Annotated in this window: 11 protein-coding genes; all 11 read left to right on the forward strand. The window is 43.2% G+C overall.

What is annotated here, in order from left to right:
• The first annotated feature begins 225 nt into the window (after nt 1-225).
• The 11 genes from secE to fusA all read left to right on the forward strand — a co-directional run bounded on the left by secE (nt 226) and on the right by fusA (nt 15624).
• Entirely contained in the window at nt 226-603 is a 378-nt protein-coding gene (gene secE / locus AN390_RS14425) for a preprotein translocase subunit SecE (RefSeq protein WP_004588203.1), read from the forward strand.
• Nucleotides 604-607: 4 nt separating this feature from the next.
• Nucleotides 608-1165: a transcription termination/antitermination protein NusG gene (nusG, locus tag AN390_RS14430; protein WP_024032045.1), complete on the forward strand. Its 558-nt coding sequence runs from the start codon at nt 608-610 to the stop codon at nt 1163-1165.
• 213 nt (nt 1166-1378) lie between these two features.
• Complete coding sequence (gene rplK, locus AN390_RS14435) at nt 1379-1807, forward strand: 50S ribosomal protein L11 (protein ID WP_004588205.1); 429 nt, start codon at nt 1379-1381, stop codon at nt 1805-1807.
• Nucleotides 1808-1810: 3 nt separating this feature from the next.
• Entirely contained in the window at nt 1811-2515 is a 705-nt protein-coding gene (rplA, locus tag AN390_RS14440; RefSeq protein WP_004588206.1) for a 50S ribosomal protein L1, read from the forward strand.
• Between the two features lie 323 nt (nt 2516-2838).
• A complete protein-coding gene (gene rplJ, locus AN390_RS14445) occupies nt 2839-3333 on the forward strand; it encodes a 50S ribosomal protein L10 (RefSeq protein WP_024032046.1) in 495 nt (164 codons plus the stop codon).
• Nucleotides 3334-3408: 75 nt separating this feature from the next.
• Nucleotides 3409-3771: a 50S ribosomal protein L7/L12 gene (gene rplL / locus AN390_RS14450; RefSeq protein WP_004588208.1), complete on the forward strand. Its 363-nt coding sequence runs from the start codon at nt 3409-3411 to the stop codon at nt 3769-3771.
• A 272-nt stretch (nt 3772-4043) separates the two neighbouring features.
• Nucleotides 4044-8069, forward strand: a complete 4026-nt coding sequence (rpoB, locus tag AN390_RS14455) for a DNA-directed RNA polymerase subunit beta (RefSeq protein ID WP_004588209.1) — start codon at nt 4044-4046, stop codon at nt 8067-8069.
• 104 nt (nt 8070-8173) lie between these two features.
• The gene (rpoC, locus tag AN390_RS14460; RefSeq protein ID WP_004588210.1) at nt 8174-12346 is read left to right on the forward strand and encodes a DNA-directed RNA polymerase subunit beta'; all 4173 of its coding nucleotides are present in this window, start codon (nt 8174-8176) and stop codon (nt 12344-12346) included.
• Between the two features lie 193 nt (nt 12347-12539).
• Complete coding sequence (rpsL, locus tag AN390_RS14465; protein WP_002958885.1) at nt 12540-12914, forward strand: 30S ribosomal protein S12; 375 nt, start codon at nt 12540-12542, stop codon at nt 12912-12914.
• Nucleotides 12915-13011: 97 nt separating this feature from the next.
• The gene (gene rpsG / locus AN390_RS14470; protein WP_004588211.1) at nt 13012-13482 is read left to right on the forward strand and encodes a 30S ribosomal protein S7; all 471 of its coding nucleotides are present in this window, start codon (nt 13012-13014) and stop codon (nt 13480-13482) included.
• Nucleotides 13483-13509: 27 nt separating this feature from the next.
• Nucleotides 13510-15624: an elongation factor G gene (gene fusA, locus AN390_RS14475; protein ID WP_024032049.1), complete on the forward strand. Its 2115-nt coding sequence runs from the start codon at nt 13510-13512 to the stop codon at nt 15622-15624.
• Nucleotides 15625-15734 lie beyond the last annotated feature (110 nt).

The raw sequence follows: 15734 nt of genomic DNA on the forward strand, positions 1-15734 counted from the left end.
AGGCTTGTGTTAATGATTTGCGTAAGTATAATAGGCATCCACTTTGCAGGGGCGTAGTTCCAATTGGTAGAACAGCGGTCTCCAAAACCGACATTTTTACTCATAAGTTGAGTAAGTCTGGGGTTAAAAATCGGTTTAAATAAGTCTGTTTTTAAGTTTAGATTTTAATGGATTAACCCTGCCGTTGTGTAGGGTTGTTGTGTCTGTAGTTAAGGTAATAATATTATGAGCACGAATGTAGAAACACCATCAAGTGCGATGGAGTCGGTAAAGTGGTTAGTAGCAATCGCGCTACTTGCAGGCGCAGTTGTTGGTAATCACATGTTTGCAGATCAGTCTGTATTACTACGTGCAATTGGCGTTGTGGTTGCTATAGCAGCAGGTTTAGGTATTGCCTCGCAAACCGCTAAAGGCCGTGACTTTTTAGCATTTGCTAAAGAAGCACGCATTGAAGTACGTAAAGTTGTTTGGCCAACGCGTCAAGAAACTACCCACACGACATTAATCGTAATGGTTGCAACAGTGATTATGGCGCTTATCCTTTGGGGATTAGATGGCATTTTATTCCGCGCTGTAGGCTTTTTAACTGGATTGGAGATCTGATCCCATGTCGGATGAGAACAAAGAAATTAAATTACGCTGGTACGTTGTACAAGCATTCTCTGGTTACGAAAAGCGTGTAGCGCAAACGTTATCAGAGCACATTAAAATTGAAGGTCTTGAAGAGAGCTTTGGTGAAATATTAGTACCAACAGAAGAAGTTGTTGAGATGCGCGCCGGTCAAAAGCGTAAATCTGAGCGTAAATTCTTCCCAGGTTACGTACTAGTACAAATGGACATGAACGATGCAAGCTGGCACTTAGTGAACAGCACTGAACGTGTAATGGGCTTTATTGGTGGTACTTCTGACCGCCCAGCGCCTATTAGTTCTAAAGAAGCAGAACGCATTCTTAACCGTCTTCAAGAAAACGCTGAAGCACCTAAACCAGCTACATTATTTGAGCCAGGTGAAGTTGTGCGTGTTACTGATGGTCCATTTGCTGACTTTAGCGGTGTTGTTGAAGAAGTTGACTACGAAAAGAGCCGCGTGAAAGTGTCGGTACTTATTTTTGGTCGTTCTACACCGGTTGAACTTGAATTTGGTCAAGTTGAACAAGATAAGTAATTGATTAAAAAAGCTTCGCCATTATTTACTTAAATTTTGGCACGAAGCTTGAAAAAGGCCGCTGATTAACTTATAATCAGCGGCCTTTTTGTATTAAGGCAAAAATTTATTTTTGCTCGCAAAAAGTACGAAACCAATTTTTAAACTGGGAAGCCGTTAGAGTACGCGTCCTCGCGCGCACAAGGCTAAGACCCACCAAATGAGGTATTTATAATGGCTAAAAAAGTTGAAGCTTTAATCAAGCTACAAGTTGCCGCTGGTATGGCTAATCCTAGTCCTCCAGTAGGTCCTGCACTAGGTCAACACGGTGTAAACATCATGGAATTCTGTAAAGCGTTTAACGCGCGTACAGAGTCTATCGAAAAAGGCGCTCCAGTTCCTGTAGTGATCTCTGTTTACGGTGACCGTTCATTTACGTTCGATATGAAAACGCCACCTGCTGCTTACTTACTTAAGAAAGCTGCTGGTATCAAATCAGGCTCAGGCCGTCCTAACACTGAAAAAGTAGGCACAGTAACTCGTGCTCAACTTGAAGAGATCGTTGAGACAAAACGAGCTGACCTTACAGCGGCTGATATGGACGCTGCGGTTCGCACTATCGCAGGTTCTGCGCGTGCGATGGGCTTGAACGTAGAGGACTAAGAAATGGCTAAATTAACTAAACGTATGCGTACTATCCGCGAAAAAGTGGAAGTAACTAAAGATTACGAAATCAATGAAGCAGTTGCGCTTTTAAAAGAGTTAGCGACAGCTAAATTCGTAGAAAGTGTTGACGTTGCTGTTAACCTTGGTATTGACGCTCGTAAATCTGACCAGAACGTTCGTGGTGCAACTGTACTACCTAACGGTACTGGCCGTGATGTTCGTGTTGCTGTATTCACTCAAGGCGCTAATGCAGAAGCTGCAAAAGAAGCCGGTGCTGAATTAGTAGGCATGGAAGATCTTGCTGAACTAGTTAAGAAAGGCGAGATGGATTTTGACGTTGTTGTTGCATCACCAGACGCTATGCGTGTTGTTGGTCAACTAGGTCAAATCTTAGGTCCACGTGGTCTTATGCCTAACCCTAAAACTGGTACTGTAACGCCTAACGTTGCAGAAGCAGTTAAAAATGCGAAAGCAGGTCAAGTACGTTACCGTAATGACAAAAATGGTATCATCCATACTACTATCGGTAAGGTTGATTTCACTGCTGAGCAACTTCAACAAAACCTTGAAGCTCTAATCGTTGCGCTTAAGAAGGCTAAACCTTCTCAAGCTAAAGGTGTTTACGTTAAGAAAGTAACCATCTCTACAACAATGGGCGCAGGTGTTGCTGTTGACCAAAACACTTTAAGCACTTCTGTAGCTTAATAGGTGTTTACATGGCGTGAAATTTGTACTATAATTTTGCGCCATTTTGTTGAATAATTTATTATTTAACAAGTAAAGAATTCGGGTTGAAGTCCATAATTTCGCTAAGCTCTTGAGTGATGCGATAAATTGGGCTTCCGTCCAAGACCGTAGGCGGCTTCGGCCTTAATATTACCTACGTAGACGGTGTGAATCCCCAGATAGATTTTTCCTAATCTCTTCTGGCTCTCGCCGTAAAAAGCATCTCTATCAAGTTTGTTGATAGGGAAGAGTAAAACAGGGAAGCCGAGTGTCGGTGACCCATTAGACCAGGAGTAACACCCATGGCTTTAAATCTTCAAGGCAAAAAAGCAATTGTTGCTGAAGTCAACGAAGCAGCCAATGGTGCTCTTTCTGCAGTTGTTGCAGATTCTCGTGGTGTAGCAGTAGGCGCAATTACAGCCCTTCGTAAAGAAGCTCGTGAAGCTGGTGTATGGATGAAAGTTGTTCGTAACACTCTAGCAAAACGTGCTGTTGAAGGTACTGAATTTGAATGTCTATCTGATTCGTTAGTTGGTCCAAGCTTAATCGCTTTCTCATCAGAGCACCCTGGTGCTGCTGCGCGTATCTTCGCAGATTTCGCGAAAAAGAATGAGAAATTCGAAGTTAAAACGGCCGCTTTTGAAGGAAATGTTGTAGATGCAGCAATGCTTGCTACATTACCTACATACGATGAAGCTGTTGCACGCTTAATGAGCGCTATGAAAGAAGCGTCTGCTGGCAAATTGTGTAAAACAATTGAAGCAGTACGTGTACAGAAAGAAGAGCAAGCTGCTTAATTTTAAGCTGTTTAACCTCTCTTTCGGTGTAAATTTATTTGGACCTAGAGTCCGTTAATTATTAGGAAATTTGTAATGTCTGTAACTAAAGACCAAATCCTTGACGCAATTGCTGAAATGTCAGTAATGGACGTTGTTGCTCTTGTTGAAGCAATGGAAGAAAAATTCGGCGTAACTGCTGCAGCTGCTATGGTAGCAGGTCCTGCTGCTGAAGCTGCTGAAGAGAAAACTGAATTTGACGTAATCCTTACTGGCGCTGGCGCTAACAAGGTTGCGGCAATCAAAGCTGTACGTAGCGCAACAGGCCTAGGCCTTAAAGAAGCGAAAGCTCTTGTTGAAGCTGCTCCTGCACCTATCAAAGAAGGTGTATCTAAAGAAGAAGCTGAAGCACTTCAAAAAGACCTTACTGAAGCTGGTGCTGAAGTTGAGGTTAAGTAATCTAGCTCACGCTAGGTTCGCTGCCTGAGTAATCAGGCAAGGGCTGGTGATTATTTAATCACCGGCCTTTTTGCGCTATAGAGTTATGTATTCCTATAGCTCAAATAAAATCTGATTTTCTCTTTACTTTCAACGCTTTATAGTTTGCTAGTGTTGCTAAGGCGGAGTTAATTAGAACAACAATTAAATGTTGTAAATCTTGGCATAGATGCCAGTTAAGTCTGTTCTTACAAGAACAGGTCGGGTCAAAGATCAGCAAGCTGAGGAACCCCATGGCTTACTCTTATTCTGAAAAGAAACGTATCCGTAAGGATTTTGGTAAACGTCCACAAGTTTTGGATATACCTTTCTTACTGTCGACACAGTTAGAATCGTTTAAAAAATTCTTAGTCCCAGACGCTGATGGCGATCATGGTTTGGAAGCAGCCTTCCGTTCTGTGTTCCCTATTAAAAGCTACTCGGGAAATTCTGAGCTTCAATACGTAAGTTATCGTATTGGTGAGCCAGTATTCGATGTAAAAGAATGTCAAATTCGCGGTGTGACTTATTCTGCTCCACTTCGCGTGAAACTGCGTCTTGTAGTTATGGACAAAGAAGCTCCAGGCACAGTTAAAGACATTAAAGAGCAAGAAGTTTACATGGGCGAAATTCCGCTCATGACTGATACCGGTACTTTTGTAATCAATGGTACAGAGCGTGTTATCGTTTCTCAGCTACACCGTAGCCCTGGTGTATTCTTTGATAACGACCGCGGTAAAACCCATTCATCGGGTAAAGTATTATATAACGCACGCGTTATACCTTACCGTGGTTCATGGTTAGACTTCGAATTTGATGCAAAAGATAACTTATATGTACGTATAGACCGTCGTCGTAAATTACCGGCGTCTATTATTTTACGTGCACTTGAGTACTCTAGCGAAGAAATCTTAGATATGTTCTTCGATACTACCGCGTTTGAAGTAACTGACGGTAAAGTTCTTATGGAACTTGTGCCTTCACGTTTACGTGGTGAAACTGCCGCTTTTGATATCAAAGGCGAAGACGGTGAAGTACTTGTTGAAAGCGGTCGTCGTATTACGGCTCGCCACATCAAGAGCATCGAGAAAAAAGGCATTAATCAATTAGAAGTACCACATGAGTACATCATTGGCCGTATTGTAGCTAAAAACTATGTTGATGAGTCAACAGGTGAAGTTATTGCAAACGCTAATGACGAGCTATCACTAGAGTTGATGGCTGAATTGGTTAAAGCAGGTCACACTAAAATTGAGACGTTATACATCAATGAAGTGGACAGCGGCGCTTACATGTCAAATACATTAAATATTGACTCGTCTAGCAACCGTTTAGAAGCATTAGTAGAAATTTACCGCATGATGCGCCCAGGCGAGCCACCGACGAAAGACGCGGCTGAAGCCTTATTCGAGAACTTATTCTTCTCTGAAGAACGTTATGACTTATCTACTGTAGGTCGTATGAAGTTCAATAGCCGTGTTGGTTACGATACAGACACAGGCCCTGGCACATTAAGCAAAGAAGACATCGTGTCTGTTATGAAAGTATTAATTGCTATTCGTAACGGTCAAGGCGATGTTGATGATATTGACCACTTAGGCAACCGTCGTATACGTAGTGTTGGCGAAATGGCTGAGAACCAATTCCGTGTTGGTCTAGTACGTGTAGAACGTGCTGTACGTGAGCGTTTAAGCTTAGGTGACCTTGACGCGATAATGCCACAAGATCTTATTAACGCTAAGCCTATTTCGGCAGCGGTTAAAGAGTTCTTCGGCTCGTCTCAGTTATCACAGTTTATGGACCAAAATAACCCGCTATCAGAAGTAACGCATAAGCGTCGTATTTCTGCATTAGGTCCGGGCGGTCTAACACGTGAGCGCGCTGGCTTTGAAGTACGTGACGTTCACGTAACTCACTATGGTCGCGTATGTCCAATCGAGACTCCTGAGGGTCCAAACATCGGTCTAATTAACTCGTTATCTACGTACGCACGTACAAATGATTACGGTTTCTTAGAAACACCTTACCGTAAAGTGGTAGATGGTGTAGTAACTGATGAAGTTGATTATTTATCAGCCATTGAAGAAGGTCAGTTTGTTATCGCACAGGCGAACTCAAACTTAACTGAAACCAATGAGTTTGTTGATGAACTTATTCCGTGTCGTCACAAAGGTGAATCTACCTTTATGGGTCGCATGGACCAGCAATATATGGATGTATCACCACAACAGGTGATCTCTGTAGCGGCAGCACTTATCCCGTTCCTAGAACACGATGATGCTAACCGTGCATTGATGGGTTCAAACATGCAACGTCAAGCAGTACCAACATTGAAAGCGGATAAGCCGTTAGTAGGTACAGGTATTGAGTTAACACTAGCGAAAGATTCTGGTGTAACGATTGTTGCTAAACGTGGTGGTGAAGTAATGTACGCCGATGCTAGCCGCATCGTTGTAAACGTACATGACGATGAGCGTATTCCTGGTGAAGCGGGCATCGACATTTACAACCTTACTAAATACACACGTTCTAACCAAAATACATGTATTAACCAAAAACCAACGTGCATGGTTGGTGAACCGGTTACTCGTGGTGACGTGTTAGCAGATGGTCCTTCGACTGACTTAGGTGACTTAGCCCTTGGTCAAAACCTTCGCGTGGCATTCATGCCATGGAACGGTTATAACTTCGAGGATTCAATCTTACTATCAGAGCGCGTAGTTGAAGAAGATCGTCTAACGACTATCCACATTCAAGAACTACAGTGTGTTGCCCGTGATACTAAATTAGGTCCTGAAGAGATCACTGCAGATATCCCGAATGTGGGTGAGTCTGCGCTAGGCAAGCTTGATGAATCAGGCGTTGTTTATATTGGTGCTGAAGTTAAAGGCGGCGATATCCTAGTAGGTAAAGTGACTCCGAAAGGCGAGACGCAATTAACACCTGAAGAGAAGCTACTGCGTGCTATCTTCGGCGAAAAAGCGTCTGACGTTAAAGACAGCTCTTTACGTGTACCAAACTCTGTAACTGGTACTGTAATTGACGTACAAGTTTTCACCCGTGATGGTGTTGAAAAAGATAAGCGTGCGTTAGAAGTTGAAGACATGCAGCTTCGCGAAGCGAAGAAAGACTTCAACGAAGAGTTCCGTATTCTAGAAGCTGGTGTATTAGACCGTGCTCGCAAGCTACTTGCTGCAGCAGGCTTCGATGAAGACAACTTAGCGTCACTAAATGCTGAAAAGCTACTTACTCAAAGCCTTGCACAAGAAGACAAGCAAGCTGAACTTGAGCAACTAGCTGCACAGTACGATGAGCTTAAAGCTGAATACGATAAGAAGTTTGAAAACAAACGTCGTAAAATTACTCAAGGTGATGACTTAGCACCAGGCGTACTTAAGATTGTTAAAGTATACCTAGCTGTTAAACGTCGTATCCAACCGGGTGATAAAATGGCGGGTCGTCACGGTAACAAAGGTGTTATCTCGACTATCGTACCAGTAGAAGATATGCCATACGATGACAAAGGTCGTACGGTAGATATCGTACTAAATCCACTAGGTGTACCATCACGAATGAACATCGGTCAGATCCTTGAAACACATATGGGTCTAGCTGCACGTGGTATTGGTGAGCGCTTAGAGGAAATGATGAAGGAACAACGTGAGCTACATGAGCTACGTGAATTCATCAAGCAAGCTTACGAAATCGGTGAATCTCGTCAAGAAGTAGATATTGCTAGCTTCTCTGATGATGAAATTCGTCGTTTAGCTGATAACTTAAAAGGTGGTTTACCAATCGCTACTCCTGCATTTGATGGCGCTAAAGAAGACGAAATCAAAGACATGCTAGAGCTTGGTGGATACCCAAGAAGTGGTCAGGTTACACTCTATGATGGCCGTACTGGCGATCAGTTTGAACGTCAAGTAACTGTTGGTTACATGTACATGCTTAAACTTAACCACTTGGTTGACGATAAGATGCACGCACGTTCTACTGGTTCTTATAGCCTTGTTACTCAGCAGCCGCTGGGTGGTAAAGCACAGTTCGGTGGCCAGCGTTTTGGTGAGATGGAAGTATGGGCACTTGAAGCTTACGGTGCTGCTTACACTCTACAAGAAATGCTAACAGTGAAATCGGATGACGTGAACGGTCGTACTAAGATGTATAAAAACATCGTTGATGGTAACCATAAAATGGAACCAGGTATGCCAGAATCGTTCAACGTATTGTTGAAAGAAATCCGCTCACTGGGTATCAACATCGAGTTGGAAGAAAATTAAGCCAATTAGATGCTGCAGTTAACGCTGCAGCATCTGTTACGGCTGAATAGAATGTAGGGGCGAGATTATCCGCCCTCAAGATTAACTCCGACAGGAGAGCTAAGGTGAAAGACTTACTTAAGTTTCTGAAGCAACAAAATAAGACCGAAGAATTCGATGCAATTCGCATTGGTCTTGCTTCACCAGACATGGTTCGTTCATGGTCATACGGTGAAGTAAAGAAACCTGAGACTATTAACTACCGTACTTTCAAGCCTGAGCGCGATGGCTTATTCTGTGCCCGTATTTTCGGCCCAGTGAAAGATTATGAGTGTTTATGTGGTAAATATAAACGCCTTAAACACCGTGGTGTGATCTGTGAGAAGTGTGGCGTTGAAGTTACACTTACAAAAGTGCGTCGTGATCGTATGGGTCATATCGACCTTGCGAGCCCAGTAGCACATATATGGTTTTTAAAATCATTACCGTCTCGTATTGGCTTAATGCTTGATATGACACTTCGTGATATTGAACGTGTTCTTTACTTCGAATCATTCGTAGTAACTGAGCCTGGTATGACAACGCTTGAGCGTGGTCAACTATTAGGTGAAGAAGAATACCTAGATGCACTTGAAGAGCACGGTGATGAATTTGAAGCTAAGATGGGTGCAGAAGCAGTATTAGACTTGCTTCGTGAACTTGATCTTGGCCAATTAATTGCTGAAATGCGTGAAGAGTTACCAACAATTAACTCTGAAACGAAGCGTAAAAAGATCACTAAGCGTCTTAAGTTAATGGAATCGTTCCACCAATCAGGTAATAACCCTGAGTGGATGATCATGACAGTACTTCCAGTATTGCCACCTGACTTACGTCCATTAGTACCACTAGACGGTGGTCGTTTTGCGACATCTGATCTAAACGACCTTTACCGTCGTGTTATTAACCGTAATAACCGTCTTAAGCGTCTATTAGATTTAGCTGCACCAGATATTATCGTACGCAACGAAAAACGTATGTTACAAGAAGCGGTAGATGCGCTACTTGATAACGGTCGTCGTGGTCGTGCAATTACAGGTTCTAACAAGCGTCCGCTTAAATCTCTTGCTGATATGATCAAGGGTAAGCAAGGTCGTTTCCGTCAGAACTTACTTGGTAAGCGTGTAGATTACTCTGGCCGTTCTGTAATCACGGTTGGTCCTACACTTAAGCTTCACCAATGTGGTCTTCCTAAGAAGATGGCACTTGAGCTATTCAAACCATTCATCTATGGCAAATTAGAGCGTCGCGGCATGGCTACGACAATCAAAGCTGCTAAGAAAATGGTAGAGCGTGAAGTAGCGGAAGTATGGGATGTACTAGACGAAGTAATTCGTGAACATCCAGTATTACTTAACCGTGCACCTACACTTCACCGTTTAGGTATCCAAGCGTTCGAACCTGTACTAATTGAAGGTAAAGCAATCCATTTACACCCATTAGTATGTGCGGCTTACAACGCCGACTTCGATGGTGACCAAATGGCGGTACACGTACCGTTAACGCTTGAAGCTCAGTTAGAAGCTCGTGCACTAATGATGTCTACTAACAACATTCTATCTCCAGCGAATGGTGAGCCAATCATCGTTCCTTCACAGGATGTTGTATTAGGTCTTTACTACATGACGCGCGATCGCATTAATGCGAAAGGCGAAGGCATTGTATTTAAAGATCCTAAAGAAGCAGAAAAAGCATACCGTAGTGGTAACGCAGAACTTCACGCGCGCGTTAAAGTGCGTATTAGTCAGTCAATCACTAACGAAGCAGGTGTTGTTGAAGACACTGTAACGCTTATCGACACTACTGTGGGTCGTGCAATTCTGTCTCTAATTTTACCTAAAGGCATGCCGTTTGAGTCAATCAACCAAGCATTAGGTAAAAAGCAGATTTCTGGCTTATTAAACGAGTGTTACCGTCGTCTAGGTCTTAAAGACACTGTTGTGTTTGCTGACCAAGTTATGTACACCGGTTTCCACTACGCAATGAAGTCAGGTGTTTCAATTGGTATCGATGACTTAGTTATCCCACCAGTTAAAGCATCAATCATTGAATCAGCTGAAGCTGAAGTAACTGAAATCAACCAACAATTCCAATCAGGTCTTGTAACGGCTGGTGAAAAGTACAATAAAGTTATCGATATCTGGTCACGTGTAAATGAAAACTTATCACGTGAAATGATGGCCAACTTGTCTAAAGACACGGTTATCAATGCCAAAGGTGAAGAAGAAGAGCAACCGTCATTTAACTCAGTGTTTATGATGGCCGACTCAGGTGCTCGTGGTAGTGCCGCTCAGATCCGTCAGCTAGCAGGTATGCGTGGTCTAATGGCACGTCCAGATGGTTCAATCATCGAGACGCCAATCACGGCTAACTTCCGTGAAGGTCTAAACGTACTACAGTACTTCATCTCAACGCACGGTGCGCGTAAAGGTCTTGCCGATACAGCACTTAAAACAGCTAACTCAGGTTACCTAACGCGTCGTCTAGTAGACGTTGCACAAGATTTGGTAATCAATGAAGACGACTGTGGCACAGAAGATGGCTTAACAATGAAACCGCTTATTGAAGGTGGTGACGTTGTAGAAGCACTTCGCGAACGTGTACTAGGTCGTGTTGTAGCTGAGCCTGTGGTTATCCCTAATACAGACACTGTATTAGTAGAGCGTAATATCATGCTTGATGAAAAACTGTGTGACCTTTTAGAAGAGCACTCAGTAGATGAAGTTCGCGTACGTTCTGTTATCACCTGTGATAACGACTTTGGTGTATGTGCTAAGTGTTATGGTCGTGACCTTGCACGTGGTCATATCATCAACGCGGGTGAATCAGTAGGTGTTATCGCGGCACAATCAATCGGTGAGCCGGGTACACAGCTTACGATGCGTACATTCCACATCGGTGGTGCGGCATCAAGAGCATCAGCTGAAAACAATGTACAAGTTAAAACTGACGGTACGTTAAAACTACATAACGCTAAGTATGTACTTAATACCGACGGTAAGATTGTAATTACTTCACGTTCAACTGAAATCACTATCATTGATAGCTTCGGTCGTGAAAAAGAGCGCTATAAAGTACCTTACGGTGCGGTACTAACAGTACAAGACAATGCAGAAGTTCAAGGTAACGACATCGTTGCTACTTGGGACCCGCATAGTCACCCAATCGTTCTTGAGCATAAGTCAAAAATCTCTTTCAGCGATATTGATGACTCAAATACTGAAGCACAAACTGATGAACTAACCGGCTTAACCCGTGTAGTTGTTAAAGACCTTGCTAAAGTAAATGCGAAAGAGCCTAAGCTTATCATCGAAAGTGAAGAGCGCGGCTTGCAAGAAACACGTCTACCTTCATTCACTACGATTGAAGTGACAGATGGCGTTACAGCAAACCCAGGTGACGTACTTGCACGTATTCCGCAAGAAGGTTCGAAAACTCGTGATATCACGGGTGGTCTACCACGCGTAGCCGACTTATTTGAAGCACGTAAGCCAAAAGATCCAGCTATCTTAGCTGAAATCACAGGTACTATTAGCTTCGGTAAAGAAACTAAAGGTAAGAAACGTTTAGTTATTACACCAGCTGAAGGCGATCATTACGAAGAGATGATTCCTAAGTGGCGTCAACTTAACGTGTTTGAAGGTGAGCAAGTGTCTAAAGGTGAAGTTATCGCCGATGGCCCTGAATCACCACATGACATCTTACGCCTACGTGGTGTGACTCATGTTGCTAACTACATTGTTAACGAAGTGCAAGAGGTTTACCGTTTGCAGGGCGTTAAGATCAATGATAAGCACATTGAAACAATTATTCGTCAGATGCTACGTAAATGTACCATCCTTGACGGCGGTGATACTGAGTTCTTAGCGGGTGAGCAAATTGAAGTAGCTCGCGTTAATATCGCTAATCGTGACCTTGAAAAACAAGGTAAAATCCCAGCGAAGTTTGAAATACAACTTATGGGTATCACGAAAGCATCACTAGCAACCGAATCTTTCATCTCGGCAGCGTCTTTCCAAGAAACAACACGTGTTCTTACAGATGCCGCAGTGAATGGTAAGAGCGATGAGCTTCGTGGTCTGAAAGAAAACGTAATTGTGGGTCGTCTGATCCCAGCCGGTACTGGCTTTGCGTATCACCAAGACCGTATGGCTCGCCGCAAGCAGGGTGAAGTTGTTGAAGAGCAAACAGTAAGTGCAGAAGAGGCAACTCAAGCACTAACAGATGCTCTGAACGCAGATTTATCTGGAAATCAATAAACTCTTATTAATCAACAGATTAATAAATCGTAAGACAGTTATCTACTGTCTTACGATGAGTTTAGGTTGACAGGTTAAACTTTGCTCATTAAAATTCCGCCACCCATTTACTTGCATGTATGTTACAAGCTTGTAAAAAGGGCGGATTTTTTTATTTTTTTCAGTAGTAATTTTAATTTCAGGAGCTATTTAAATGGCAACTATTAACCAGCTAGTGCGTAAGCCACGTCGTAGCAAGGTTACTAAAAGTAACTCAGCTGCGCTTAAAGCGTGTCCGCAAAAGCGTGGTGTATGTACTCGCGTATATACAACTACACCTAAGAAACCAAACTCAGCGTTACGTAAAGTAGCTCGTGTACGTTTAACTAACGGTTTCGAAGTAACATCATACATCGGTGGTGAAGGTCATAACCTTCAAGAGCACAGTGTAATCCTAATCCGTGGTGGTCGTGTTAAAGATTTACCAGGTGTGCGTTTTCACACTGTACGTGGTGCACTTGACTGTGCAGGCGTTAGCGACCGTCGTCAAGCTCGTTCTAAATACGGTGCAAAACGCCCTAAAGGCTAATTGTTTTCCGTTAGTAAGGCCAAGCACTAAATATTATTAATTATTGTTTTGGGTGATTGTTCCAAAAGGACAAACCTGAATAAACCGGAGATACAAAATGCCTAGAAGACGCGTAATAGGTCAACGTAAAATTCTTCCAGATCCTAAGTTCGGATCGGAACTTCTTGCTAAATTCGTTAACATCGTAATGTTAGACGGCAAGAAATCTACTGCTGAAAAAATTGTTTATGGTGCGCTAGACGTGGCTGCTGAGAAATCAGGCAAGTCGCACCTAGAAATCTTTGAATCTGCACTTGATAACATCCGTCCACAGGTAGAGGTTAAATCTCGCCGTGTTGGTGGTTCAACTTATCAAGTTCCAGTTGAAGTACGTCCAGTACGTCGCAACGCATTAGGTATGCGTTGGTTAGTAGACGCTGCACGTAAGCGTGGCGAAAAATCTATGGGCTTACGTTTAGCTCAAGAAATCGTTGACGCTGCTGACAACAAAGGCACTGCGGTTAAGAAACGTGAAGACGTTCACCGTATGGCTGAAGCGAATAAAGCATTCGCACATTACCGTTGGTAATCTGTCCTTAACCTTTAAGAGGATCATATGGCACGTACAACTCCACTTGAGCGCTACCGTAATATCGGCATAGTAGCTCACGTAGATGCAGGCAAAACCACCACAACAGAACGTGTTCTGTTCTACACAGGTCTTTCTCATAAGATCGGTGAAGTACATGATGGCGCCGCAACTATGGATTGGATGGAGCAGGAACAAGAGCGTGGTATCACAATCACTTCTGCTGCAACAACGTGTTTCTGGAAAGGGATGGACGCGCAATTTGACGACCATCGTATCAATATTATTGATACTCCAGGACACGTAGATTTCACTATCGAAGTAGAGCGTTCTTTACGTGTACTTGATGGTGCGGTAGTTGTTCTTTGTGCTTCATCAGGTGTACAGCCGCAAACTGAGACAGTTTGGCGCCAAGCGAACAAATACGAAGTTCCAAGAATGATCTTCGTAAATAAAATGGATCGCACCGGCGCTGACTTCTTAACGGTTGTTGACCAGGTGAAATCTCGTCTTGGAGCAACGCCTGTTCCAATCCAGTTGCCAATTGGCGCTGAAGACGACTTTAAAGGTGTTATTGACCTTATAAAAATGAAAGCCATTAACTGGAACGAAGCGGACCAGGGTATGACTTTCTCTTATGAGGCAATACCGGCAGAACTTCAAGAGCTCGCTCAAGAATGGCACTCTCATTTAGTTGAAAGTGCAGCTGAAGCCTCTGAAGAACTAATGGATAAGTACTTAGAAGGTGAAGAGTTAAGTGAAGCAGAGATTAAATCTGCCTTACGTCAACGCACATTAGCGAACGAAATTGTTCCCATTACGTGTGGTAGTGCATTTAAAAACAAAGGCGTTCAAGCTGTGCTTGATGGCGTTGTTGAATACATGCCTGCACCAACACAAGTGAAACAAATCCAAGGTATCCTAGAAAATGGGACTGAGGAAGAACGTCCAGCTGATGATAAAGCGCCGTTTGCTGCACTTGCATTTAAAATTGCAACAGACCCGTTTGTTGGCACTTTAACCTTTTTCCGTGTTTACTCTGGTACTGTTAAACAGGGTGACGCGGTTTATAACCCAGTTAAAAGTAAGCGTGAGCGATTTGGTCGTATCGTACAGATGCATTCAAACTCACGTGAAGAGATCAAAGAAGTTTACGCAGGCGATATTGCGGCAGCTATTGGTCTTAAAGACGTAACAACAGGTGAGACACTGTGTGATCCGAACTCTATCATTACGCTAGAGCGTATGGAGTTCCCAGAGCCAGTTATCTCTGTTGCGGTTGAGCCTCGCACAATCGCTGACCAAGATAAGATGGGTATTGCACTAGGTAAACTAGCTGCTGAAGACCCTTCTTTTCGTGTACAAACTGACGAAGAATCAGGCCAGACTATAATCTCTGGTATGGGTGAACTTCACCTTGATATCATTGTCGACCGTATGAAACGTGAATTCAGTGTTGAATGTAACGTTGGTAAGCCGCAGGTTGCATACCGAGAAGCTATTCGTTCAACTGTTGAAGTTGAAGGGAAGTTTGTACGTCAATCAGGTGGTCGTGGTCAATATGGTCACGTCTGGGTTAAACTTGAACCGATGGATATTTCGGATGATGAAGCACCAATTTATGAGTTCGTTAACGAAACTGTAGGTGGTTCGGTTCCAAAAGAATTTATCCCTGCGGTAGACAAAGGTATCCAAGAGCAAATGTCTCAAGGTGTACTGGCAGGCTACCCATTACTTGGCGTTAAAGCGACTTTATATGATGGTTCATTCCATGATGTAGACTCGAATGAAATGGCATTTAAAATTGCAGGTTCAATGGCAATGAAAGCTGGGGCGCTTAAGGCTGACCCTGTACTTTTAGAGCCAATGATGAAGGTTGAAGTAATCACTCCTGACTCAAACATGGGTGATGTAGTTGGCGACTTAAACCGTCGTCGCGGCATAATCGAAGGCATGGAAGATGCAATAGGTGGACTTAAGCAAGTTAATGCTCAGGTTCCTCTTTCTGAAATGTTTGGTTATGCAACTGCTTTACGATCTGCAACACAGGGCCGTGCTTCTTACTCTATGGAGTTTTTGAAGTACGCTGAAGCCTCTAAAAATGTTGCAGATACAATAATTTCAGCTCGCGCTGTTATATGATTTTAGCTTGTCTGGCTCAATAGTGAGTCAGGCTTTAATTTCTTAATTAGGAATTTTTTAAGATGGCAAAAGAAAAGTTTGAACGCGTAAAACCGCACGTAAACGTTGGT

Source organism: Pseudoalteromonas sp. P1-11 (genome assembly GCF_001399995.1).
In the GTDB taxonomy this organism is placed as follows: Bacteria; Pseudomonadota; Gammaproteobacteria; order Enterobacterales; family Alteromonadaceae; genus Pseudoalteromonas; species Pseudoalteromonas atlantica.